Source organism: Synechococcus sp. H55.10, from assembly GCF_047502715.1.
Taxonomy (GTDB): Bacteria; Cyanobacteriota; Cyanobacteriia; order Thermostichales; family Thermostichaceae; genus Thermostichus.
The window spans coordinates 21,149-46,075 of sequence record NZ_JANSJJ010000125.1; the positions used below are offsets into that span (position 1 = coordinate 21,149).

The 24,927-nt window shown below is 63.2% G+C and carries 19 protein-coding genes; 12 read left to right on the forward strand and 7 right to left on the reverse strand.

The annotated features are described in order from the left end of the window. Entirely contained in the window at window positions 1–1,095 is a 1,095-nt protein-coding gene (gene sigC / locus NW858_RS08500) for an RNA polymerase sigma factor SigC (protein WP_414332336.1), read from the reverse strand. 531 nt (window positions 1,096–1,626) lie between these two features. Here sigC and NW858_RS08505 point away from each other — a divergent pair. Further along, the gene (locus NW858_RS08505; protein ID WP_414520280.1) at window positions 1,627–2,208 is read left to right on the forward strand and encodes a cofactor assembly of complex C subunit B; all 582 of its coding nucleotides are present in this window, start codon (window positions 1,627–1,629) and stop codon (window positions 2,206–2,208) included. A 2-nt stretch (window positions 2,209–2,210) separates the two neighbouring features. Here the strand turns inward: NW858_RS08505 and mutS are convergent, their stop codons facing one another. Further along, window positions 2,211–4,892: a DNA mismatch repair protein MutS gene (gene mutS, locus NW858_RS08510; protein ID WP_414520281.1), complete on the reverse strand. Its 2,682-nt coding sequence runs from the start codon at window positions 4,890–4,892 to the stop codon at window positions 2,211–2,213. A 377-nt stretch (window positions 4,893–5,269) separates the two neighbouring features. Here mutS and NW858_RS08515 point away from each other — a divergent pair, with 377 nt between their 5' ends. From NW858_RS08515 to NW858_RS08535, 5 genes are read left to right on the forward strand one after another with little or no spacing between them, the layout of a single operon-like run. Next, window positions 5,270–6,313, forward strand: a complete 1,044-nt coding sequence (locus NW858_RS08515) for a FecCD family ABC transporter permease (RefSeq protein WP_414520282.1) — start codon at window positions 5,270–5,272, stop codon at window positions 6,311–6,313. Next, window positions 6,310–7,155: an ABC transporter ATP-binding protein gene (locus tag NW858_RS08520; RefSeq protein ID WP_414520283.1), complete on the forward strand. Its 846-nt coding sequence runs from the start codon at window positions 6,310–6,312 to the stop codon at window positions 7,153–7,155. Before NW858_RS08515 ends, NW858_RS08520 begins: the two co-directional genes overlap by 4 nt. Window positions 7,156–7,190: 35 nt before the next feature. Continuing rightward, window positions 7,191–9,611 (forward strand): TonB-dependent hemoglobin/transferrin/lactoferrin family receptor, encoded by a 2,421-nt coding sequence (locus tag NW858_RS08525; protein WP_414520284.1) that lies wholly within the window; start codon window positions 7,191–7,193, stop codon window positions 9,609–9,611. 40 nt (window positions 9,612–9,651) lie between these two features. Further along, on the forward strand, window positions 9,652–10,941 hold the full coding sequence (locus NW858_RS08530) for an energy transducer TonB (RefSeq protein ID WP_414520285.1): 1,290 nt from the start codon (window positions 9,652–9,654) through the stop codon (window positions 10,939–10,941). Between the two features lie 18 nt (window positions 10,942–10,959). Next, window positions 10,960–11,826 carry an ABC transporter substrate-binding protein gene (locus NW858_RS08535; RefSeq protein ID WP_414520286.1) on the forward strand — a complete coding sequence of 289 codons (867 nt, stop codon included), beginning with the start codon at window positions 10,960–10,962 and terminating at the stop codon, window positions 11,824–11,826. A 66-nt stretch (window positions 11,827–11,892) separates the two neighbouring features. On the opposite strand, the gene NW858_RS08540 is transcribed toward NW858_RS08535, so the two are convergent. Then, window positions 11,893–12,303, reverse strand: a complete 411-nt coding sequence (locus NW858_RS08540; RefSeq protein WP_414332352.1) for a hypothetical protein — start codon at window positions 12,301–12,303, stop codon at window positions 11,893–11,895. Window positions 12,304–12,381: 78 nt separating this feature from the next. On the opposite strand from NW858_RS08540, the gene rppA reads away from it, so the two are divergent. From rppA to recF, 4 genes are all read left to right on the forward strand, one after another. Continuing rightward, entirely contained in the window at window positions 12,382–13,071 is a 690-nt protein-coding gene (rppA, locus tag NW858_RS08545) for a two-component system response regulator RppA (protein ID WP_414332354.1), read from the forward strand. Between the two features lie 21 nt (window positions 13,072–13,092). Next, window positions 13,093–14,541 (forward strand): sensor histidine kinase, encoded by a 1,449-nt coding sequence (locus NW858_RS08550; protein ID WP_414520287.1) that lies wholly within the window; start codon window positions 13,093–13,095, stop codon window positions 14,539–14,541. 66 nt (window positions 14,542–14,607) lie between these two features. Next, a complete protein-coding gene (locus NW858_RS08555) occupies window positions 14,608–15,300 on the forward strand; it encodes a DNA-binding protein (protein WP_414520288.1) in 693 nt (230 codons plus the stop codon). Between the two features lie 128 nt (window positions 15,301–15,428). Beyond that, window positions 15,429–16,595, forward strand: a complete 1,167-nt coding sequence (gene recF / locus NW858_RS08560) for a DNA replication/repair protein RecF (protein ID WP_414414319.1) — start codon at window positions 15,429–15,431, stop codon at window positions 16,593–16,595. A gap of 146 nt (window positions 16,596–16,741) precedes the next feature. Here the strand turns inward: recF and NW858_RS08565 are convergent, their stop codons facing one another. After that, the gene (locus NW858_RS08565; RefSeq protein ID WP_414520316.1) at window positions 16,742–18,292 is read right to left on the reverse strand and encodes a YifB family Mg chelatase-like AAA ATPase; all 1,551 of its coding nucleotides are present in this window, start codon (window positions 18,290–18,292) and stop codon (window positions 16,742–16,744) included. Window positions 18,293–18,907: 615 nt separating this feature from the next. Between NW858_RS08565 and NW858_RS08570 the strand changes: the two genes are divergently transcribed. Next, window positions 18,908–19,282 carry a sensor histidine kinase gene (locus NW858_RS08570; protein ID WP_414332362.1) on the forward strand — a complete coding sequence of 125 codons (375 nt, stop codon included), beginning with the start codon at window positions 18,908–18,910 and terminating at the stop codon, window positions 19,280–19,282. 33 nt (window positions 19,283–19,315) lie between these two features. Then, window positions 19,316–21,106 (forward strand): peptidase M3, encoded by a 1,791-nt coding sequence (locus tag NW858_RS08575; protein WP_414332364.1) that lies wholly within the window; start codon window positions 19,316–19,318, stop codon window positions 21,104–21,106. 171 nt (window positions 21,107–21,277) lie between these two features. Here the strand turns inward: NW858_RS08575 and NW858_RS08580 are convergent, their stop codons facing one another. From NW858_RS08580 to NW858_RS08590, 3 genes are all read right to left on the reverse strand, one after another. After that, on the reverse strand, window positions 21,278–22,465 hold the full coding sequence (locus NW858_RS08580) for an amino acid ABC transporter permease (RefSeq protein ID WP_414332366.1): 1,188 nt from the start codon (window positions 22,463–22,465) through the stop codon (window positions 21,278–21,280). Between the two features lie 3 nt (window positions 22,466–22,468). Then, window positions 22,469–23,641, reverse strand: a complete 1,173-nt coding sequence (locus tag NW858_RS08585) for an amino acid ABC transporter permease (RefSeq protein WP_414367782.1) — start codon at window positions 23,639–23,641, stop codon at window positions 22,469–22,471. 84 nt (window positions 23,642–23,725) lie between these two features. Beyond that, complete coding sequence (locus NW858_RS08590; RefSeq protein ID WP_414332370.1) at window positions 23,726–24,754, reverse strand: amino acid ABC transporter substrate-binding protein; 1,029 nt, start codon at window positions 24,752–24,754, stop codon at window positions 23,726–23,728. Window positions 24,755–24,927 lie beyond the last annotated feature (173 nt).

Consider the following 24,927-nt stretch of genomic DNA (forward strand, 5'->3'; position numbering starts at 1 on the left):
CTAGCTGATGGCTTCGAGGTAGTCTCGCACCCGGTTGCGCCGCTTCGGCTGCCGCAGTTTTTGCAGGGCTTTGGCCTCGATTTGCCGTACCCGCTCCCGCGACAGATCCAAGGCGCGACCAATTTCCGCCAGCGAGTAGGTGCGCCCATCTCCCAAGCCAAAGCGCATGCGGATCACATCCCGCTCGCGGCTGGTGAGATCCGCCAGCAACTGCTGCAGATCGCGATGCAGGGCCTCCCGCATCATCGTCTCTTCGGGGGAGATGTCGTCGGTTTCCAGCAGATCCCCCAGTTCGGTGTCTTTGTCTTTGCCCACCTTAGTTTCCAGAGAGACCGAGCGCGGCACCCGTACCAACAGCTCTCGTACTTGAGGCGGGGTCATCTCCAATTCGGAGGCGATATCTTCAATGGTGGGAGTGCGACCTTTTTCTTGGGAGAGCTTGCGCTGCGCCTTCTTGATCTTGTTCAGTTTCTCGGTGATGTGGACGGGCAGGCGGATGGTGCGGCTCTGGGTGGCGATAGCGCGGGTGATGCCCTGCCGGATCCACCAGTAGGCGTAGGTGCTGAAGCGATAACCCTTCTTGGGGTCGAACTTCTCCACCGCCCGCTCCAGGCCCAGCGTGCCCTCTTGGATCAAGTCCAGCAGTTCCAGGCCTCGATTTTGGTACTTCTTGGCCACCGACACCACCAGGCGCAGGTTGGCCTTGATCATGTGCTCTTTGGCACGATTGCCAGTCCGCTGGATCTGCTGCAGCTTTTCGGGGGTGAGGTTGGCCCACTCGGGGTATTGGTTGGCTTTGGCCACCCATTCGGCGGGAGTGGGATCCCGTCCCAGCTCCTTCTGCAGGCGCAGGCGTATGTCCAAGAGCTTCATGTAGTCTTGGACTTTTTGGGCCAGGGCCACCTCTTCATCGCGCCCCAAGAGGGGAACACGCCCGATCTCCTGCAGATAGAGGCGTACCAAGTCGGTGGAGCGACGAGTCGGCTCCTCTTCCAAAAACTCGCTTTCGGCCAGATCGACCTCTACCTCCTCCGGAGGATCGAGGAGATCGCCATCCAACAAAACATCGTTGAGTTCAGGTTCGTAGTTAGACATGTAGGGTGTTGCTGAAACAGCGATAGAGGCAGGCCGTCAAGTGGGCTGAGCAAGCAGTGGTGATGGCTGTAGAGCCGGTTGGGCTTAAGTATTCCCCAGTACCGAGGGCTTCGCGCTATCATCATCCAAACGGATGAAACACTGCCCTCAGCCCGACTTCATGCCCATACTTCACAGAGAAAAGCTGAAGTGGTGGAGGGGCCACCCAATGGGCGGAGCGTGAGCCCCTTATCATAACTTAATTATAGTTGCATTTCTCGGCTTAAACGCATGAGATCCAGCGTAGAGCTCCCCCAGCTCAATTGCCACCGCTACTGCCGAAAAGCGCACTGCCCTCGGGACAGTCTCTGCCGGCGAAGCCGGTAACCCATCCATCCTCAAGGTCTAGAGGGTCTAAACTTGAGAAGCAATGTTTTAAGTCATCTGTTAAGTGATCGGATGAGCCGTTCCCGTTCACATATTCTATTCGGCTTGCTGGCGGAGAAGCTCCCCGAAAAGTTAGATTTACCGAACCTACTGACTCCTGGCAGGATGGGCGCTGCTCAGATGCTTGGGATCGCCTTTGCGACGCCAGACGCCACGCTGACGGGGGACAGAGTTTCGACCTTGGCGCTGACGTTGCTGCTGGCCATCGGCTTATTCTTTTTTCTGCGAGCCTCTGGCAAAGACCGCGTCGAAGCTCGTCTCTATTTTAGCAGTCGCAGCCTGGAGGAAATGGGATCCCTTCTCCGAAAGCACCTGGAAGAGCGGGCCTATTGCTTGCAGTCTGCCGATGCGGAGGGGATCGCCACCTTTGCGGGGCAGGCGCGGGCCAGCACCGGGTTGGCCGTTTTTTTGACGGGGCTGGCGGGGGCGGGGCTGGCCTGTCTGGCTTTGGTGCTGCAGGTGCTGGAGCCGGACTGGGGAGCCTGGCCCTGGACACTGCTGTTGGTCTCTCCTTGGGCGGGCTGGTACTACTGGCGGCGCAGCCACCGCCCGGAGCAGATCCGCCTGAGGTTGCAAGCGGCGGACTCGCCCCCCGGATCCCTGCTGTGGGTGGAGGGGCACCGGGATGAGCTGGAGGTGCTGGCCATTACCTTGGGGCTGCAAGAACGGGATCCAGGTCGAGGGTAGCCCTAGAGCTCTTTGGGGAAGAAGGAAGCCGGAAGCAAGGACAGTTGATCCCCTTGGGCGGGAGCGACGATCCCATCGGTCTCAGAGTCTTGTTCAGCCTGTTTTTTCTTGGCGGAGAGGCGGCTTTTCCCTTGGTTGCGCAGGCCCAGGCCGATGCGGCTGTGTTGCTCCACCAGAGCCAGCACCTGTTGGGCCCGCTCGATGACCGGCTGGGGCAGGCCGGCCATGCGCCCCACCTCGATGCCGTAGGAGCGGTCGGCTCCCCCCGGCTGCACCTGGTGCAAAAAGATGATGCGATCCCGGAGCTCTTTGACCACCACCTGGAAGTTAGCCACGTTGGGCAGCAGCGTCTCCAGTTGGTTGAGCTCGTGGTAGTGGGTGGCAAAGATGGTGCGGGCGCGCACTTGGGTGGCCAGGTATTCGGCCACGGCCCAGGCGATGGAAAGACCGTCGAAGGTGGCGGTGCCGCGGCCAATCTCGTCCAAGAGCACCAGGGAGCGCTCGCCGGCGTGGTTGAGGATGTTGGCCGTCTCGTTCATCTCCACCATGAAGGTGGACTGTCCCGTGGCCAGGTCATCCACGGCGCCGATGCGGGTAAACACGCGGTCGCACAGGCCCAGCTCCGCCCGCTGCGCCGGGACAAAGCTGCCCATCTGGGCCAGGATCTGGATCAGCCCAATCTGGCGCAAGTAGGTGGACTTGCCGGACATGTTGGGGCCGGTGAGGACGATGAGATCGGGGCCGTGGGGGGATCCCAGCCGCACCGAGTTGGGGACAAACAGGCCCTGGGGCAAAGATTTCTCCACCACCGGGTGGCGACCCTCTTCGATGATTAAACGGCGATCTGCAGTGATCACCGGGCGGGTGTAGCCCTGCTGCACGGCCACCTCGGCTAGGCCAAACAGAGCATCGACGGCGGCCAGGGTCTGGGCCACCTGGCGGATGGCGGCAGCTTGGGATCCCGCCTCTTGGCGCAACTGCACAAACAGCTCGTACTCCCGCTGGTTGATGTCGGTTTGGGCGGTGAGGATGCGGGCTTCTTTTTCTTTGAGCTCGGGGGTGATGAAGCGCTCTTCGTTGGTGAGCGTCTGCTTGCGGATGTACTCCTTGGGCACCTGCTGCGCCTTGGCGCGGCTGATGCTGAGGTAGTAGCCAAAGGCCTTGTTGAAGCCCACTTTGAGGGTGGGGATGCCGGTGCGCTCGCGCTCGGTTTTCTCCAACTGGGCAATCCACTGGCGGTCTTGCTCCACCTGCTGCCGCAGCCTGTCCAGCTCAGCATCCACCCCAGGCCGGATCAGCCCCCCTTCGGTGAGAATGGGCGGGGGCGAGGGCAAGAGGGTGTGCTCGATGCGCCGGCCCAGGTCAACCAGAGCGGGATCCACCTGCTGTAGGCTCTGCAGGAGGGGAGTTTGGGCTTCGGCCACCAGCTCGGCCAGTTGGGGCAGTTTGCCCAGGGAGGATCCCAGGGCCACCAGCTCGCGCGGGTTGGCAGTGCCGGAGGCGACGCGGTTGGCCAAGCGCTCCAGGTCGTAGAGAGAGTCCAGCAGGGATCCCAGGCGGGTGCGCAGGGAGGGGTTTTCCAAGAGCTCCTGGATGGTGTCCTGGCGAAGGCGGATTTGCTCTCGATCCCGCAAAGGCTGCAGCAGCCAGCGGCGCAGGGTGCGCCCGCCCATGGCGGTGCGGCTGTGATCCAAGACCCAGAGCAGGGATCCGACAAAGGCCCCCTCGCGGATGGTCTGGGTCAGCTCCAGGTTGCGGCGGGTCTGGGCGTCCAATATTAGGTAGTCGGTGAGCTGGTAGGTGCGGGGCGGGCGCAGGAGCGGATGGCCCCCTTGGGGAGAGGGCTGCACCAGGTTCTTTTGCGTCTCTTCCAGATAGTGGAGCAATCCCCCTGCCGCCCGAATGGCCAGGGGCAGCCCCTCGCAGCCCAAGCCCTCCAGGGAGCGCAGGCCATAGGTCTGCAGTAGGTTGTCCCGCGCCACCGCTAGCTCAAAGGGCTCCGCCGGGCGCAGGGTATAGGCGTACTGGCCGGGTAGGCCCAGGGGGGCTTGGGGATCCCCAGGCCGCATCAGGCCCAGGCCCAGCCCCTCTTCGGTGGGCAGCAGGATCTCCGCCGGCTGCAGCCGGGCCAGCTCCTGTTCTAGCTGCTCTTGCCCCTCACTCTGGCAGACCCAGAACTCGCCGGTGGAAATGTCGGCATAGGCCAGGCCCCAGGCGGTTTGCTTGGAGCCTCGCAGGCGGACAATGGCCGCCAGGTAGTTGTTTTGCCGCGCCTGCAGCAGCTCCTCCTCGATGACCGTGCCGGGGGTGATCACCCGCGTCACTTCCCGCCGCACCAAGCCTTTGGCTTGATCCGCCGGCTCCATCTGGTCGCAGACGGCCAGGGCATACCCTTTGGCCACCAACTGGGCGGCATAGCGGTCAAAGGCGTGGTAAGGGATCCCGCACATGGGCACCCGCCCGATGGCCCCCGCCTCTCGCCCGGTGAGCACCAGCTCCAGCTCCCGCGACACCAGTTGCGCGTCCTGGAAAAACATCTCGTAGAAATCCCCCAGGCGGTAGAGCAGGATGGCGTGGGGGTATTGCCGCTTCAGCTCTACGTAGTGCTGCATCATGGGGGTGAGCAGGGCGGGATCCACCTGCAGGGCATCCCAGGTGGGCTCAGGGGCAGCGGAAGAAGTCATAGCGCCAATACTTCAAGACGGCTCTGTCCAACCCAAGCTAGCCGGCTTCGGCCATTTTATTGGGGATCTTCCCCCTCTCCTTGGGCAGCTCAGTGAAGGCAGACTTTGGTTTCGGGGAACAAGCCGGCCTAGGCGGCTGGGAGTGCCGATCCATCTCCCCTTGGCTCAAAGGGGGTCGAAGACTTATTAAAACTAACTTGCAATAGCCAAGAAAGCCTGTTATTCTGACAGCTACGTTTTTATTGAATCTAAGTCTCAACAAGCTAAGAAGCTCGGCAGGTTAGGGCTGCGCCGAGGTGGGTCTGGGTGCGCTGGCGAGCCGGCTGGGGCTGTCTTGTCTTGGGGATCTCCCCCTCTTAAAAGTCCAGAGGTTTGCGATGTTGGCCAAGCAAGAGCGTCTGTCATCAGGAGTTGACCCGGAGACCCGCTGGGGGCAGGCCAGGCGGATCCGCTCGCCGGTCGGCTTGATGGTTTTGCTACTGGGTGTCATCCTCTTGCTGCTTTGGATCTCAATTGCCTTGGGATCCGTTCCCATAACTTTTTCGGAGCTGTGGCAGGCCCTGTGGGGGCAAGGGGATCCGATCCGGCAGACCATTGTCTGGCAGTTGCGGCTGCCGCGGGCGCTTTTGGCCCAGTTGCTAGGGGCAGCCTTGGGGATGGCGGGGGCCCTGTTGCAGGGGATGTTGGGCAATGGGCTGGCGGATCCCTACCTGCTGGGCATCTCGGCGGGGGCGGGCCTGGCGGCCGTAGCGCTGCTCACCTGGGGGGAGTGGACGGCTTGGGTGCCCTTGGCAGCTTGGGTGGGCGGCGTGCTGACCACGGTGTTGGTGTATGGGCTGGCGCGCACCCGCTCCGGGCTGGCGGTGGAACGGCTGATCCTGGCGGGAGTGGCTGTCAGCGCCCTCTTTGGGGCGATCAGCTCTGCTTTGTTGCTCCTGGCCGATGAGCGGGTCCAGGTGGCCCTGACGTGGTTGATCGGCAGCCTGAGCGGGCGGGGCTGGCCGGAGGTGCGGGTGTCCGGGGTGTATATCCTGGTCGGGCTGGGGCTGGGCTGGGCGCAGGCGCGGGCTTTGAACCTGCTGGGCCTAGGAGAAGAGATGGCGGTGAGCTTGGGGATCCCGTTGGTGCGGACGCGGGTGACCATCGGCTTGGTGGCGGCTTTGTTGGCGGCGGCAGTCGTCAGCGTGGGGGGGTTGATCGGCTTTGTGGGGTTGGTGGTGCCCCACATGGTGCGCCAGGGGGTGGGATCGGATCACCGCTGGCTGTTGCCCCTTTCTGCCTTGGCGGGGGCGGCTCTGTTAAGCGGCGCCGATCTCCTCGCCCGGCTGGGGGCTGTAGAGCTGCCGGTGGGGATCGTCACGGCGTTGATGGGGGCGCCGTTTTTCGGCTGGCTGGTGCGGCAGCGGGAGGCGGGGCAATGAGGGCGGGCCGGCCGATTTTGCAGGCCGAGGCGCTGAGCGGGGGCTATGGCTCGCATCAGGTGATCCGGCAGGTGAGCTTCAGCCTGCAGGCGGGGGACTGGCTGAGCATTGTCGGCCCCAATGGCTCAGGCAAATCGACCCTGCTGCGGCTACTCAGCCGAGTGTTGGTTCCGCAGGCGGGGCGCGTACTTTTGGACGGTCAGGATCTGCACACCCAGCTCAGCCCGCAACAGGTGGCACGGCAGTTGGCCCTTTTGCCCCAGCAGCCGCGGATCCCGACAGGGCTGACGGTGCGGCAATTGGTGAGCTTGGGGCGTTCTCCTCACCAGCCCTGGTGGGCGTGGCAGTTGCCGCGGGCAGATCGGCAGCGGGTGGAATGGGCGCTGGAGCAGACGGGACTGGGATCCCTGGCCCTGCGGCGGGTGGAAACGCTCTCCGGCGGCGAGCGGCAACGGGCCTTTCTGGCGCTAGCCCTGGTGCAGGAGCCGCAGGTGCTGCTGTTGGACGAGCCCACCACGTTTTTGGATCTGCGCCACCAACTGGAGCTGCTGGAGCTGTTGCGACGGCTGCAGCAGGAGCAGGGGCTGACGGTGGTTAGCGTGCTGCACGATCTAAACCTGGCCATTCGCTACAGCCGGCGGGTGGCTCTGCTGGGATCCGGACAGTTGCAGGCCCTGGGATCCCCGCAGGCGGCCTTGACTGCTGAGAGGGTGCGGCAGGTGTTTGGCCTAGAGGTGGAGTGGATCCCAACGCCGGTGGGGCTCCAGCTTTGCCCCTTGCGCAGCGCAGACCCGGCAAGGCCCCTCTGGCTGGGAGGAAAGGGTGTTGAGGCCAAGGTTTGACTTGTTTCTGGTGGTTTTTGGGAGAGTGAGAAGTTATGCGAGTAACCGGCTGTGGCTGGAAGGCAGTGAGTTTGGGGCTGTGTCTGGGGCTGAGTTGGGGATCCCTGGCCCAGGCGCAACCCGCGGCTCGGATTCCTGAGACTCCTTTGCTGGCCCAGGCCACCCCTCGGGGGGCCACCACCATCCAAGAGCAGATTCGCGAGCTAGAAGCCCAGATCGAAGCTGCCCGTCGGCGGGGGGATCAGGCGGAAGTGGAGCGGCTGCAAGCGGATCTGCAGGTGTTGCAGCAGGGCACCCCTGTCTTCAGCCTGCAGCAGGTTACAGTCACCGGCACCCGCACGGAGCGCACCCTGGCCGACTCGCCGGCCAGCATCACCGTCATCGACCGGGAGCGCCTGCGGCGGGAGCTCATCCAGAACATCCAGGATCTGGTGCGCTACGAGCCGGGGGTGAGCGTGCGGCGAAATGTCCGCTATGGACTGCAAGACTTCAACATCCGCGGCCTTGACGCCAACCGGGTGCTGATCCAAGTGGACGGGATCCGGCAGCCGGAGCAGTTTTCCTTTGGCCCCTTCAACATTGGGCGGGACACCTTTGAGCTGGAGACCCTGAAGACGGTGGAGATCATCCGCGGCCCTGCTTCCACCCTCTACGGCAGCGATGCCCTGGGGGGCGTGGTAACCTACACTACTCTAGATCCAGTGGATCTGCTGGGGGAACGGGACAGCCATGTGGGCCTCTCCAGCCAGTACGACAGCAAAAACCAAGGCTTTGTCAACACCCTCAGCTTGGCGGGCCGCCAGGGGAACCTGGAAGCCCTGCTCATCTACACCCGCCGCGACGCCAGGGAGCCAGATATCAAGGCGGATCCCAGTTTCAAAGATCGGCAAACGGTGGAGGGGGACAACGTTTTGGCCAAGCTGGTTTACCGCTTCAGCCCCTTGGAAAGCCTCACCTTGACCGGCGAGTACTTCAACAGCCGCACCACCACCACGTTCTCGCGGCGCAACCTGGATCCCGCCGTCAGCTTATTTAGGGAAACCATCGACACCGAGCGCAGCCGCCTCAGTTTGGAGTATCGCTACGCCAACCCAGAGAATCCCGCTTTTGAGCTGGCCACTGTCCAGATCTACTACCAGCCCGCCCGCACCCGCGAGCCCAGTGTAGAGGAGCGCACCCTCACGGTGCAAGGCCGACCCGTACCGGTGCGGCGGGATACCTTCAACGAGCTGGTCAGCAACATTTTGGGAGCCAGCCTGCAGGCCCAAAGCCGCTTCCAAACCGGGGATCTCTCCCACCGCCTGGTGTATGGGATGGAGATCTCCACCACCCGCAGCGAGCGACCTCGCAACCGTTTTCAGACCAATCTGCAAACTGGAGCAGTAACCCAAAACATTCCCCCAGATACCTTTCCCACCAAAGATTTTCCCGACTCGGACACCGTGCGCTTTGGGCTGTATGTGCAGGATGAGATCGACTTTGGCGGCGGCAACTTGACTCTGATCCCCGGCATCCGCTACGACACCTACAACCTCACCCCCAGCCCCGATGAAGCTTTCTTGAAAAGCGGGTCAGAAGCGGCCAGCCTCTTTGCCGATGCCGTCTCCCCCAAGCTGGGCCTCGTGTGGAGGATTAACCCCAACCTCACCTTTACGGCCCAGTACAACACCGGCTTTCGCGCTCCCCAATACAACGAGATCAACAGCGGCTTTACCAACCTGGTCAGCCCGGTTTTCCGCTATCGCACCCTCTCCAACCCCAACTTGCGCCCGGAAACCAGCCAGGGCTTTGAAGTGGGTTTGCGAGGGATCTACCCGCAGGCCAGCTTCAGCTTGGCGGCCTACTACAACACCTACAACGACTTTATCGAGGCATTCCGGGAGGTGGGATCCGAGCCCTCACCCCCCGGCCCCCCCGGCAGCCCGCCGCCCCCGCCGGTCATCCTGTTCCAGAGCCAAAACGTCAGCCGCGCCCGTATCTACGGCGTAGAGGCGACAGGGCAATATTTCTTTAGCCCCGACCTAACCGGTTGGAGCCTAAACGGCAGCTTTGCCTGGGCGGTGGGGGACAATCTTACAGAAAACAAGCCCCTGCTTTCAATCGAGCCGCTGACGGCGGTGCTGGGGCTGCACTACGACGATCCCAGCCAGGTATGGGGGGCGAGGTTGGTGGCCACGCTGGTGGCGGATCCGCGGGATCCGCAGCGGGAGGTGGTGCGACCCAACCCCAACGCTCCCCCGCAGATTCCCTTTGTGCCCAGCGGCTATACGGTGGTGGATCTGCTGGGCTACTACAACCTAGACGACAACTGGCAGCTCAATTTCGGGGTGTTCAACCTCTTCGACGAGCAGTATTTTCTCTACTCCGAAACCCGCACCCTCTTTGTTGGCCCTGAAGTGGAGCGGCGGGCCCAGCCGGGGCGCCATGTGGCCCTCAGCTTCTCCAGCCGCTTCTAGGACTCCCCGCCAGACGTGCCCATCGAGATAGCCCCGAGCCATGCTCGCCAAACCCCCCACTCCCACCGACCGGGGATCCGCTTCTTTGCAGAGGGGATCCTACCCTCGGCTTTTGTGGCGCCTGCAGATGGGGTATTGGCAGCAGGCAGGCATGGCCTACGGGGTGGGTCTGGCCTGGCTGGAGCTGGGCCTGTGGGGGGTGGCGCGGGGCCAGAGCTCTGAGGGGCTGCGCTGGATTGGCTGGGGCGAGAAGCTGCTCAGGGCGGCCCTGCTGGCGGGCTATTGCTCCCTTGCTCTCTCGGTTGCCTGCACCTCGCTGGAGGATCTCCCTGAATTGCCTGGGCAAAGTCGGGAGCTCCGCCCGCTGCGCTGGGAGACTTTGCTCTCGCTGCTTTTGCATCTGTTGGGGCTGCTGGGGTGGGGATCCCGACCTCTGAGAGAACCCGAAGTGCGGATCCCGGTCACGCTGTGGCTGGAGGATCCCCCGCCGGCCCCGCTTGAGGCGGCTGCAGAATCAGCTCTGCCTGACCCAGCGGAGGAGCCGACCCAGCTGGCCTCGGAATCCCCCCCTGCGGCTGCCCCACTCCCGCCTGATCCTGCACCCCAGCAGATTCAAGCTTCTTCACTGACAACCTTGCCAACGCCGCCCCCCACGCCTGTTCCCACGGCGAAGCTGGGGCCGACCCCTACACCCACGCCGATGGCCGCCCCAACCCCTCCGCCGCCCTCCCCAACACCGACGGTCACCCCCTCACCGCAGCAGCCCCCTCCAACTCCGGTGGCTACCCCCACGGCCGCACCTGTGGCCAACAGGCCGCCCTCTGGGGCTGCTACGAGCGCTCCCATTCCCCGCTTCACCTCCCTCATCCAAGGGATCCGTTCGGGTGGCGGGGGCACTGCCGGGAGCAAGGGATCCGAATCCAGCGCTCCTGGGAGGGGTGTCGTTGCTGGCCTCGGTGGATCCCGGGCGCAGGGGTCTGCGCCGACAGCAGGAGAAGGGGCTGGGGAGGCTTCCACTCCTACCTCCTCGCCTGCAGCAGTGGCTGCCAATCCGGACATCCTGGCCCGCCCCATTCCGGGTCGCAACCCGCCGCCACAGTACCCTCCCCAAGCCCGCCGCCTCGGCCAGCAAGGCCAAGTGCTGTTGCGGGCCAGGGTGGATGCCCAAGGGCAGGTGCAGCAGGTGGAAATTGTCTCTTCTAGCGGCTTCCCAGCCCTGGACAGGGCCGCACAAGAGGCGGTGCAAGGGTGGCAGTTTAGCCCCGCCTTGAGAAACAACACCCCGATTGAGTCGTGGGTGACGGTGCCGATTCAATTTACCCTCAATTGACTGTTTTGGAGATTGTCCATGCCGTCTTCTCTTTCTCGCCGTCAACTTTTTGTCCTTGGCCTGGCCAGCCTGGGGGTCTGGGGGATGGGTCGCCAGGCCCAAAGCCAGATCCCGCCAGCTCCGGTTCGGCGAGTGGCCAGCCTCACCTCCTTGACCGCCGATATTCTCTATCGCCTGGCCCCGGACAAACTGGTGGGGATCCCGGCCGGACGTTTGCTGGAGGCGGATCCCCGCTTTCAGGGCATAACTCGGCTGGGGCTGGGCAACCAACCTAACCTGGAGCCAATCGTGGCCCTGCAACCGGACTGGGTGGTGGGGGCGAGTGGCTTGCACACGGCTTTGGCAGAACGATTGCAGGCATTGGGGATCCCCACCTATCTCACGCAGGTGGACAGTTGGGCTGCCCTGGAAACAACCATCGCCACTCTGGCTGCGGCTGTGGGAGTGGATCCGGATCCCTTGCTGCGGGAGTACGGATCGCTTTTGCCCCAGGAGCTGCCCCCGGTTCGCCCCAAAACCCTGCTTTTGGTCGGCACCCAGCCGATTCTTGCTCCCAACCGGCAAAGCTGGGCCGGGGATCTGCTGGAGCGCTTTGGCGCCGACAACCTAACGGCTGCCCTGCAAAGCCAAGGGCAATTTCGCGGCTATGTCACCCTTGCGGCAGAGCGCATCCTGGAAGCCAACCCCGAGGTTTTGTTGGTGGTCAACCCGGAGGCGGCGGATCCCTTGGCGTTTTTCCGGGCCCGCCCCTTTTGGAACCAGTTGAAAGCCGTTCAAACCCAGAGGGTCTATGGATTTGACTACTACGGCTTGGTCAACCCCGGCACCCTAGAGAAAATTAGAGCGGCCTGCGAGCAGTTGGCCCGCGTTTTTTTGGAGGGCTGACCCAAGGGAACGCGGGGGATGGCCTTTTTGCTTGAAAAATTAAAAAATTATTGTTGAAATACCTTTCTAGTCCAAGCTGTAGCGGGTGAGGCGCTGCACCTGATCGGAGCTGAGGCCCAGCTCTTGGGCAATCTGGGCAGCCACCCGATTCGGATCCAGCTCCGGAAATTCAAATTCCAGCTTGCGCAAATGGGGATTGGTGGTCGTCACCTCCACCTTAGTGTAGCCACGGGAGCGGCGGATCTCCGCTTGGATGGAGAGAATATCCAGGGTTAGGATGGCTTGCTGCTGGCTGCGAATGGCCAAAGGCTGCGCCTGCGGGCGGGGACGGCTCAGCACTTGGCCGGTCACCCATTCTCCACCCACCCCAAACAGGATCCCGGCCAGGGGCAAGACCAGCCAGAAGTCGGCCCCCAAGCTGGGCCAGAGCGCTCCGCGCCGCTTACGCGACTGAAGAAGCTTGAAGAGGTTCGCCATGCCTTGAGGGATCCGGGAAACAGCTTTTCTCCGCCATCCTAGCCTGGCAGAGTGGGATCGGTGGGTAGCAAGCGGGACATGCGCATTTTGTTGGTGGAAGACGACCCGGAGCAGTTGGAGCCTTTGCAGGCTGCTTTGGCCAAGTGCGGCCATGTGGTGGACTGCGCCAGCGAAGGGGAGACGGCCGCTTGGCTGATGGAGGAGAAAGCCTACGATCTCCTCATCTTGGATTGGATGCTGCCAGGATCCAGTGGGATCCAACTCTGTCGACAGTACCGCCGCTTGGGGGGATGCGCACCGGTGCTGATGTTAACCGCCAAGGATGCCACATCGGACATCGTGCAGGGGTTGGATGCGGGGGCAGACGACTACCTGGTCAAGCCGGTGGATCTGCTAGAGCTGCTGGCGCGGGTGCGGGCGTTGGGGCGCCGTTCCCCCCAATGGCAAGGCGACAGCCTCAGCCTCGGATCCTTGCAGTTGCATCTGGCCAGCCTCATCCTGGAGCGGCAGGGGCGGCAAGTGCAGCTTTCGGGCAAAGAGTTTCAGTTGATGGAATACCTGATGCGCCATCCCAACCAGGTGCTCAGTCGCGGCCAGATCGAACAGGCGGTGTGGGAGTGGGGCTGTGAGCCGGAAAGCAATGCCGTGGCGGCGCTGGTGCGGCGGTTGCGGTTACGGTTAAAGGAGGTGGAGGCCCAGGATTGGCTGGAGTCGGTGTATGGCCAGGGGTACCGGCTGCGCATCCCCTCCCCGGCAGCAGACCCATAGAAGCAGTTCCTTAGGGGTGGCATGGAGGCCAAAAGAGCCGGGCCAAAGCATTCTCTCCCGCGGCTGGGCTGGGACTGGGCTTCTCTGAGGCCAACTCTTCAGCAGCACCTGAGCCGGAAGGCCGAGACAGAAGAGGCAGGGCTGTTTCAGCACAGCCGCCGTCGCTTGGCCCGCAGCTTTGCCGGGGTGATGGGCGGGATCCTGGTGGTGTTTGCCGCCCTCTTTTACCGCTTGGAAGTGGAGAACCGGTTGCAGGCTTTTGACGAGGAGCTGCAGGGTCAAGCCCGGATTATGGCAGCCGCCATCAAGTACGAGCTGCGCCAGGGGCAGTGGCGGCTGGTCTTGAACGAAGTGCCTTTCTTGGGGAGCAAAACCCAGCCCCTCGAGCATCACCTGGCCTACGTGCGCTGGTTCGATGCCGCCGAGCCCGGTGGGGCAGAGCCGCTGGGATCCCTGCGCCAATACACGGGATCCCCCCCTCCGCTGGAGCTGTTGGCTGGCTCTCCCCACCACCTGTCCTTGGGGTTTGAGACGGTGGCGGAGGAAGGGGGCAGGCTGCTGCGCCAGCTCACCCTGCCGGTGCAACAGGAGGAGCAGATCCTGGGCTACTTGCAACTGGCGGTGCCCATGGAGCCGCTGCAACTGAGCTTGGGCCGGCTGCGCTGGGGGCTGGGGATCGGGATCCCGCTGACGCTGGGGTTGATCGGCGGGGCCGGCTGGATCTTAGGGGGGCTGGCCATGCAGCCGATTCGCCGCTCCTACGAGCAGTTGCAGCGCTTTACCGCCGATGCTGCCCACGAGTTGCGCGCCCCCCTGGCCGCCCTGATGAGCAATGCCCAGATGGCTCTGCTTGCCCCGGAAGAAGCACAACCCCGTTTGGAAAAAGTGGTGAGCAGCGCCCGCCGCCTCAGTGGGTTAATCGATACGTTGCTGCAGTTGGCCCGCCAGCAGGGATCCCTGCCTTGGGAGGATCTGCCCCTGGTGGATTTGCGGGAGCTGGTGCAGGAGCTGGGGGAACAATACCGGCCCCAAGCGGAGTCCCTGGGGCTTCGCTGGCAATGCGACCTGCCGGGGCCTGCTGGGAAATGGCGGGTGCGCGGGGAAGCGGCTCTGCTGCGGCAGGCGGTTGAAAACCTGCTGCGCAATGCCCTGCAGTACACCCCCGCCGGCGGCACGGTGCAACTGAGCCTGGAAAGCCGGCGCCATTGCGTTTGCATCCACGTGAGGGACACGGGCCTCGGCATCCCGCCTGAGCACTTGCCCCACCTGTTCGAGCGGTTTTACCGGGTGGACACGGCCCGCGCCCGCCATACAGGGGGATTTGGGCTGGGCCTGGCCTTGGCCCACCAGATCGTCACCGCCCATCGGGGATCCCTGCGGGTGGCCAGCCAAGTGGGAGAGGGGTCGGTGTTTACAGTGGAGCTACCCTTGTCATCTTCACGTCATTTTCTTTCGCCATCCTCAGGATAGGCCGCAAGGGAAAGCCCACTGAGCCAACCCCAAACCGGCTTGTCCTGTCGATTGGAGTTTGTAACCATGACGATTCGTGCTTCCTTCACCGGTGCCCTCGGCTGTTCCCTGCCGATTTTGCTGCTCCTCACTCCCCTGGTGCTGGGATCCCCGGCGCAAGCCCAGCGGGGCCGCCGCCCGGCTCTTGGAACCGCAGCCCCCGTGCCAATGCAGCCGAGTTGGCAGAGCCCGCGGGAGCTGGAGCGGGCCAGCCACGACCTGGCCAAAGCCCAGCGGCACCTGGCGGAAGCCAGCTTCTTCGCCCAGCGGGGATCCTCTCCGGAAGCCGCCCGTCTCCTGGAGCTGAGCCGCCAGAGCTTGGCCGAGGCCCAGAACGCTCTGCAAAGGGGGAATGTCTTCGCCGTCCGCGAGCAGGCCAAAGCGGCGGAAAACTTGGCCAAAGCCGCCAAGGCGCTCTACGAAGCGGAGTTGGGCTTTGGGAGCCGTCCTGGCCGTTCCTTCTTCGAGGCCCCCTTGCGCGCCCAAGAGTCCCTCAGCCGGCTGCAGGCGGAGATGGCCTTCGTCAACATCACCGCCGGCCCTGTGGCCGAGCTGCAGCAGCAAGCCCAACAGTTGTTGAGCGGGGTCAATACCGATCCGGGCAGCTACACCTTCGCCGACTACAGCCGCAGCAAGGCTGCCCACCACTCGGCCCGCGCTGCGTTGCATCTGTTGGCGGCAGAGCGCCTGAGCGGTTTGGGATCCCTGGGCAGCCTCTAAGCGCCCCCTGGTTGAGGCAGCCCGCTCTCTTCTCCTAACCCTGCAGCAGTTGCGTTAGAGTAAAGGCCCCCGCCGCGGGGGCCGTTCTTGTTCCCAGAAATCCAGAGTCAATAGCCCACCCTCGTCGAGTGTACCTGCGTTTTCTGCACCTGTGGCACTTCCGCAACTACCGGGATCAGGGGATCCCCTTCGAGGCACCCAAGACCATCCTGGTGGGGGAGAACGCCCAGGGCAAGACCAACCTTTTGGAGGCAGTGGAGCTCTTGGCCACCTTGCGCTCGCGGCGGGCCAGCCGGGATCGGGAGCTGGTGCAGCAGGGGGAAGAGAGGGCGCGGATTGCCGCCACCGTGGAACGGCTGGGGGTGGCCCACGAGCTGGCAATGGAGCTGCGCAGCCAGGGGGGGCGATCCCTGAGGGTTAACGGCCAGGTGCTACGGCGACAATCTGACTTTTTGGGGCAGGTGAGTGCCGTGGTGTTCTCCAGCCTGGATCTGGAGCTGGTGCGAGGGGGGCCAGAGGCGCGACGCCATTGGCTAGACGGGGTGTTAATCCAACTGGAGCCTGTTTATGCCGACTTGGTGGAGCAGTATCGCCAGATCCTCAAGCAGCGCAATGCCCTCTTGAAGCAGGATCCCAAGGATTCCATCCCGCCGACGCAAGGAGCCGCCAGCAACAAAGCTTCTCAGATGGCCTTCTGGGACGCACAACTGGCCACCAGCGGCAGTCGTATCGTGCGCCGTCGCGCCCGGCTGTTGCAGCGGCTAGAACCCCTGGCCGCCCGCTGGCACCAAACCATCAGCGGCGGACGGGAGACCCTCAGCCTCACCTATCGCCCCCAGGTGCCCCTGCCGGATCCCCAGGCCGATCCCGCGGCGGTTCAGGCCCAATTCTTGGCAGAGATCCGCGCCAGGGCCGCTGCCGAACAGGCCCTGGGCACTTCCCTGGTCGGCCCCCACCGCGATGAGGTGGAGCTGAGCCTCGACGGACGGCTGGCTCGTGCCTACGGATCCCAGGGGCAACAGCGCACCTTGGTCTTGGCCCTCAAACTGGCGGAGCTGGAGCTGATTGAGCAGGTGAAGGGGGATCCGCCCTTGCTGCTGTTGGACGACGTGCTGGCGGAGCTGGATCTGCACCGCCAAAACCAGCTCTTAGGGGCCATTCAAGAGCGGGTGCAAACTTTGGTTACCACCACCCACCTAGGATCCTTTGACACCGCTTGGCTTAAGGGAGCGCAAATCCTTCACGTGCACCAGGGGCAGATCTCTCCCTCCCCCGCCTCACTCCCCTTGGCTTAAAGCAAGCCAATCCCCTAGCATACTCCCCTCTCCCTCTGGGAGAGGGGCCGGGGGTGAGGGCATCACTCCCTCTGGGAGAGGGGCCGGGGGTGAGGGAAGGGAGAGGGGCCGAGGGTGGTCGCGTGAGCGGCGCGGAGCGCTTGGGCTCAGGGCCGCCCGCGATCCAGGCTGCGATACTGAATCGCCTCGGCAAGGTGGGTGGGGGCAATGGCCTCGGCGCCCTCCAGGTCGGCGATGGTGCGGGCCACCTTGAGAATGCGGTCGCTCCCCCGCGCAGAGAGGCCCAACTTTTGGATGGCGCTCTCCAAGAGTTTGCGACAGGGATCCGAGAGGGTACACCACTGCCGCAGATGGCGAGATTGCATCTGGGCGTTGCAGTGGATCCCGGGTTCGTCCTGGAAGCGCTGCCGTTGGCGTTGCCGCGCCCGTTCCACCCGCTGCCGCACCGCTTGGGAGGATTCGCCACCCTGCGCGCGGACAATTTCTTCCGGCTTGAGGCGGTTGACCCGCACCTGCAAGTCGATGCGATCCAACAGCGGCCCGGAGAGCTTGGACCAGTAGCGCTCCCGCTGCTGCGGCGTACAGGTGCAGGGCTGGACGGGATCCCCGTAGAAGCCGCAGGGGCAGGGGTTGGTGGAGGCCACCAGGGTGGTTTGGGCGGGAAACTCTAAAGAAACGCGGGCGCGGGAGATGGTGACTTTGCCATCTTCCAAAGGCTGGCGCAGCACCTCCAGCACCTCCCGGCGAAACTCGGTCAGCTCGTCCAAGTACAGAATGCCGCGGTGGGCCAGCGAGATCTCGCCGGGTTTGGGGTAGGGGCCACCACCCACCAGCGCCACGGAAGAAGCCGAATGGTGGGGAGCCCGAAAGGGCCGCTGGGCGATCAGGGCGGTCTGTCCGCCCAGGTGGAGATTTTGCCGCAACAGGCCGGCTGCCGAGTAGATGCGGGTAATTTCTAACATTTCTTCCCACTGCAGCCGGGGTAAAATGCCGGGCAGACGCCGCGCCAGCATGGTTTTGCCCGCTCCCGGACTGCCCACCAGCAACAGGTTGTGCCCGCCGGCCGCCGCGATCTCCAAGGCCCGTCGGGCGTGTTCTTGTCCCTTCACGTCGGCCAAATCCAGCAGGGGTTCCGCCTCAGTTGGCAGCATCTGCTCCGGCTGGATCCGCACCGGCTCGACCCCTTCCGGGTTTTGCAGCCAGCTCACCACCGCCGCCAAAGAGGGCAGCCCATACACCTGGATCCCTTGCACCAACGCTCCTTCCGGGCCGTTTTCCCGGGGCACCACCAGGCGGCGGATCCCCATCTCGGCGGCGCTGGCGGCAATGGGCAAAACTCCTGCCACGGGACGCAGGGTGCCATCCAGGGCCAATTCCCCCAGCATCAGGGTGTTGGCCAGCGCTTCTCCCTCAACCACTCCTGCGGCTGCCAGAATGCCGATGGCGATGGGCAGATCGAAGCTGGGGCCTTCTTTGCGCAGATCGGCGGGGGCCAAGTTAACAATGATCCGCCGCTGCGGCAGGGCAAAGCCGGAGTTCTTGATGGCCGCCCGCACCCGCTCTTTGGCCTCTTGAACGGCCGTGTCGGGCAGCCCCACCAGGGTGATCTGGGGCAGCCCACCGCCAACGTCCACCTCCACCGTAACCCGCACGGCCTTGAGTCCCAGCAGAGCAGCGGAGGTCACTTGGGCAAACAAGAAGATCGCCTCCACGAGCATCTCAACTCATCCTGGCAGAAGTTTTGGCGGCACGCCCCCCGCCCGCCCAATCCAGCGCTTTCCCCCAGCTGCATTCCCGAAAGGAGAACGTCACAATCAACGTTGAGAACGCCCATCGAGCCGCTCCCCCATCTCGTCCTCGTCATCGGGCTGCGTGAGATTGCGTGTGGATTCCTCTCCTGCAATGGGATCCCTTCCTGATCCAGAACTGTTTTATATGCTGAGCTCCGATGGGCGATTGGGGGCGTTGGGGGGTGACTGGGAAGCCTGCCTGGGCTACACGCCTGCCGAGTTAGGGAAGCTACCGACCCCTCTGGTGGAAAGGCGCTTGGGCTGGTCAAGCAGTTCGCGTCAGCGGGACGGAGTCCTCTCTGTTGATCGGAAGCGCCCGCCCTGTGCTCCACAGCCCCCCTCGCCGAACAGCGACGGCGATAAGGTTGGATCCTCAACTCTCCTCTCTGCCCAGCAGCGCTATTTGGTCACCCCAGTTGAGAACCAACAGCGCCTTCTCTGGAAACCCCCAGCCGCCAGCAGATCTATTACCAGCAGATCTATTGGTAGAGCTATACAGCCTGTGGAGCCAGCCGCGTTTACGTGTTTGAGTCGGGTAAGCTGATGCAGGTGATGAACAATTTGCTCTCCAATGCCGCTAAATTTTCCCTGTTGGGAGAAACCGTCCGCATCTGGGCCGAGCTGGTTCCAGAAGGAATCCGGGCCTGTGTGCAGGATCGCGGGCCGGGGATCCCGGAGGCGTTTCGGACCTGCATTTTCCAAAAGTTCGCCCAAGCTGATGCTTCCGATACGCGGCAGAAGGGGGAGACGGGCTTGGGTCTGGGCATCAGCAAAGCGATTGTGGAGCGATCTGGCGGCAGCATGGACTTTGTGTCTACACCGGATCAGCCGGGTACTACCTTACCATTCGCGCCTTGGTGGGAGCAAAAAGCAGGCGCGCCCTTCTGGGCCAACTGAGGGAGAACCCTTATCTCTAGGAGGCTGATCCCGGTGGTCTTTCCTGCTTCTGAACCTTCCTTGGGTCTTTCTTCGGGCTCCCCTGAGTTCGACAATCTTGACGATCTTGGGGAACAGGTGCAGCGGTTTGCCCGGCGCTACCGGGGGCAGGTGGCGCAACTCAGCCCGCCAGAGCTGGCGGCGGCACTTCAGGAGTTGGCCAAGCTGACGCAAAGGATGCAAGGGATCCTGTCTGAGGCCAAAACCACGGCTGGCGCGGCAGAGGCAGCTTGGCAGAGGCTGGAGCAGGTCATCTTTTTCCAAAACCAGCTGTTGTTTTTCCCTCTGGAGCTGCAATCTCTACCTGCCGTTCCTGCCACTGGCCCGGCGGAAGGTGCTCCCCACAACCCAGAGGGTCAACGCCCAGGCGAGCCCGAGCTGCAGCCCTTTCGCCAATTCTTGTGTCGCCTCCGCCATCAGCAGGGCCACCAACAGCCCGAGCCTCTGGAGCGCCTGCTCCACCAACAGTACCTGACAGGACGGTTGGCTTGGCGGCAGTTGTGGCAGGTGACCCTGAACCCGCCTACGGCGCTCCCAGATCACACCCTCGTTCGGCTCCAGAGCTTAGAGACCCACAGCAGCGCCGAAATCCGTTGGGATGCCTATCAGCGACTGGGTCAGTACCTAGAGGCCCATGCGGAGCTGGGGGGATTTATCCTCAGCACCCTGATCCGCGACCACCTGTGGGAGGCCCAATGGCGGGGCTATGACTGTGTTGCCGAGCTGTACCTGGCTCGCCACGGCCTGACTCAAACCTTTTTGGAGAACCTACTGGAAGGGATCCGCGATCGGTTTGACCTGTTCCAGCGCTACTACCGGCTCAAAAGCCGAACAATGGGGCGTTCCATCCGCATCTGCGATTTGCATGCCCCCTGGGAGGATCCCGTCCCCCTCTTGACTGCTGCCGAGGCCACCTCTCTGGTCTGGGCTGCTTTGCAGGACTTTTGCCCCGAGTGTGCGGCCCAGGCCAAACCCTGGCTACTCGAAGTCGGCTCTGAAGCAGACCAGCCCGAGTCCTCGCCCAGACCGGGAGAAACGGGATTCCTGTTGCAGACCCTTGCGGCCATCAGCCGGCGGCTCCGGCCTGAGGATCCCCAAGTTTGGCTGGATCTGGAGGAGATGCAGGGGAGGGGCTACGCACCGTCGGCGCAAATGTGGGGCGTGCAGGTTCACACCGCCCTTTTGCAGCAGATATTCCTGGATCACCTGGTCGCCTCGGCAATGGGATCCCCTCGCTCTGCTCCTTACGATCCAGAGGGGCAGCGTGCCGGCAGCCTGAAGTTGGCCCAGGCCGTGTTGATAGGCCATCTGGAGGCGCAGTTGCAGGCGGTGTTTTACCAGAGCTTGATCGGTCGGCTGGAGCTGCTCCTGTATCGGTCGGGGATCCCGGAAAACGGTGCAACCTTTCCCCTCTGGGTGAGCGAGGAGTGGCTGAAACTGTGTCAAGAGCTGTGCGGAGATGCGGTGGAATTGTTGCCAGAACACCAGTTCCGCTGGGTGGGGATGCCGGAGCTGTTTCTCCGCCCCTTCAGCGCCTATCAAGCCAGCCTTGCCAGCTTGGTAGCCATGGCCTGCCACCGTCGCTATCGTAGTTCTCCGCGCAACTTTCTGCCCCACTACCTCCACTGGCTGGCCAGCCCGCCCGGATCCCTGACTCTGGAAGAGACCACCCAAAGGCTACAGGCGGATCTGAGCGATCCGGAGGGGGTGTTACAGGCGCTGGAGGAACTGGAGCATTGGATCGAAACGCTCGAAAAGCTGCTGGAAGAGGATCCAGATCACTAGGTTCTGAATAAACTACCCCACCGCGTAGGCGGATGGGGTTTAAGGACTCCGTCCCGCTGTCGCGGACAGAGAGCAAGCAAGCCCCGGCCCCCCCGTATACAGGGGGAAAGAGGGGGTACAGTGCGGGGCTCCTGCGGCTTCTAGCTGACAGATTCTCCAAGCCATCCACGCTCACCGCTTGCCCAAGCCCAGCGCCTTTTCCACCTGTTTGGCCGCGTAGGCCATGGCAAAACAGCAGATGAAGTAGATCACGCCGATCACAAACAGCACCTCCCGCTGAGTGCCCAGCCAATTGGGGTTGGTGAACACGACCCGACCTGCCTGCAGCAGGTCGATCAGGCCGATGATGAACACCAGGGAAGTGTCTTTAAAAAGGGTGAGGAACTCGTTCACCAGAGCTGGAACGGCTGCCCGCAACGCCTGGGGCAAAATCACCAAAGCCGTCACTTGAAACGGGTTCAAGCCCAGCGCCCGTGCTGCTTCTAGCTGTCCCAGGGGGATCGACTGCAGGCCGCCCCGCACATCCTCGGCCACATACACGGCTGTGAACAAGATAAAGGCCACCTCCGCCCGGATGATCAAGTTGACGCTGATGCCCCCCAAAAAGAAGGGCACCAACAGCCAGGCGGCAAACAGAATGGTGGTCAGAGGTAACCCCCGCACCAGCTCGATCACCAGTGTGCAGAAGATTCGGATTACCGGCAGCGCCCGATTGGCCCGACCCAGCGCCAGCAGCACTCCAATGGGGAAACCAATGATCATGGCGGCTGCTGCCAAGATCAGGGTCAGCAGCAGTCCCGACAGTTGCTCAGAGCGCACCGCCGGCCAGTTGGGGCCCAGCTCGCCCAGCAGCAGCTCCAGGCAGAGGGGCAAGATCAAGGCCCAAACCCAGATGGAGGGCAGCCGCCATGCTTCTCGACCGCGGCTGAGGGCAACAGCGGCAAAGGTCACTCCAGAGCAAGCGGCCAGCCACCCCTGCGATTGGGTTCCCAAAGGCAGGAAAGCAGCCAAGCCCATGGCGGCTCCCAAGAGGATGAGGTAGTGCAGCAGCACACCGCCCCAAGCTCCTCCGGCTACCCCTAAGGTGGCCAGCACAACCCCCAACACAGCCCACACCCGCCACAGTTGGTCGCTGGGGTAGGTGCCGGTGGTCAAGATCTTGAGGTTGGCCGGGATCACCTCCCAGCGGGCTTGGGTAAAAGCCCAGTTCCAGAACAGGGAAAGGGCCCAAGCCAACACCCAGGCGGAGGCCAAGGTGAGCAGGGTGCTTAGCCAGGAGTCGAACAGGTTGCGGCGTATCCACCCCAGAGGACTGGGTTTGTCCGCGGGGGGTTCGCCAGGCGAGAGAGTGCTGGACATGGGCTAGCGCTCCACCAACTTGACGCGGGCATTGAGCCAGTTCATGCCGTAGGAAACCAGCAGATTGATTCCCAAATAGGCAGCCATGAGGATGGCGAACATCTCCACCGAGCGTCCCGACTGGTTGATGATGGTGCTGCTGATGTTGAACAGGTCAGAAAAACCGACGGCGATGGCCAAGCTGGAGTTCTTGATCAGGGTAAGATACTGAGTGTTCAAGGAAGGGATCATGATCCGCAGCGCCTGCGGCACGATCACCAGGCGAAAGGTTTCCAGCTCTGACAGGCCGATGGCTCGGGCCGCCTCCCACTGCCCCCGCGGCACCGCCAAAAAGGATCCTCGCACCACTTCGGCGATGTAGCAGCCGGTGTAGGTGACCAGGCCCAGCATCATGGCGGTAAACTCTGCCGAAAGCTGGATCCCACCCCGGAAGTTAAAGCGCTCCAGCACCGGCACATCCAGCCGCAGCGGTGGTTCGGGGAAGAGCACCCAGCAGGCCACCGCCAGCAGCGCCACCCCCCCGGCCACCCACAGGTTTCGCTGCCGGGATCCCAGCTCGGGCCGGCGAGCCAGCAGCAACCTGTGGATCCCCCACCCGGCCCCGATCAAGATGGCCAGCGTGGGAACCAGCCAGCCACTGGGATCCAAGCCGGGCAGCTTGACTCCCCGTTGGTTGATGAACACCAGCCCGCCGAGAGAGAGGCTGTTGCGCACCCCTGGCAGGGTGAGGATCACCCCCTGGTACCAGAAGATCACGATCAACAGCACCGGCACGTTGCGAAAGATCTCGGTGACCACTGCGGCCAACTGGCGGGCCAGCCAGTTACTGGAGAGGCGGGCCATCCCCAAAACAAAGCCCATCGCCGTCGCCAAGACAATGCTGACGGCGGACAGCCAGAGGGTGTTCAGGGCTCCCACCAGCAGGGCCTTCAGGTAGCTCTCGGAAGGGTCGTAGGGGATCAGCCCCTCGGTGATGCCGAAGTTGGCGGAGTTGCCCAAAAAGCGAAACCCCAAGCTGATGCCCAGGCGGCGCAAGCTGGCGAGGAGATTCTGGGTGAGGATCCCAAACACCAGCAACACAGCCACGACAAAGGCCGCCTGCAGCAGGATCTTCAGGATGCGCTCATCCCGCCACCAAGGGGGGCGCAGGTGGGGCTGGTCAGATAGAGCGGTCATGAGGCGCGAGCGAAAGTCCAAGATAGAGGGCCAGGGATCCCTGACCAAGTGGGATCCCTGGGGCGACGGCTCCCGGATTTCCGATTAGCGGAAAGGCGGCGCGTACTGGATCCCACCCTGGGTGTAGGGCCGGTTCAAGCCCCGAGCCACCCCCAAGGGCGTCAAGTGCCGGTCGAAAATCTCGCCGTAGTTGCCCACCGCCTTGATGACCTTGACCACCCAATCCGGCTGCAGGCCCAGCAGCTCTCCCAGGTTGCCCTCCTGGCCCAAGAAGCGGCGAATGTCGGGATCCTCCGATTTGAGGAACTCTTCCACATTGGCGCTGGTGATCCCTTTTTCTTCCGCGTAGAAGAGGGCGTAGACCGTCCAGTTCACAATATCAGAGAAGCTCTCGTCGCCGTGAGGAACCAGAGGCCCCAACGGCTCTTTGGAGATCACCTCCGGCAAGATCACATGGTCGTCGGGAGCAGCCAAACTGGCGCGGCGGGAGATCAGAGCGCTTTGGTCGCTGGTGATGGCGTCGCAGCGGCCTTCTTCGTAAGCGTTAAAAGAGGAATCATCGCCGTCGAAGGTCACCGGTGTGAAGGCGATGCCGCGGGCCCGGAACGTATCCGCCAGGTTCAGCTCGGTGGTGGTGCCGGCAATCACACAGATGGTGGCCCCGTTCAGATCCTCCAGCTTCTGTACACCCAGACTTTTCCGCACCAAAAACCCTTGGCCGTCGTAGTAGGTGGTGGGGCCAAAAGTTACCGCCCACTCCCGATCCCGCGTCAGCGTCCAGGTGGTGTTGCGGCTGATGATATCCACTTCCCCTGCCTGAATGGCCGATTGGCGATTGGCCGCCGTCAGGTAAACGAATTGGATCTTGTCGGGATCCCCGAACAGAGCAGCCGCTACGGCGCGGCAGATGTCGATGTCGAAGCCGACATACTTGCCTTGGTCATCCAGGTTGCCAAATCCGGGCAGTTGGTTGTTTACGCCACAGATTAGCTCGCCCCGCGCCTTGATGCGGTTGGTGAGCGGCCCCAGTTGTGCCCAAGCGGGGAGCGACTGCAGGCCCACCGACAGAACCAATGCCCCGGCCAAGGGGGCCAATCCGTTCAAATGCTTCATCCAGCTCATAGAATGACCTCAATGTCAATCCTTCGTAATCTTCAGTAGTCCGTATCCACGTGGATCTACCTGGTGGATCTACTTGTTCGCCAGGCCAATGGCGTCGCACTCCTGCCACACCCCATAGAATGGTTCGCCAGAGGCGTCAATGATTTTCTCAAAGCCTTACATGT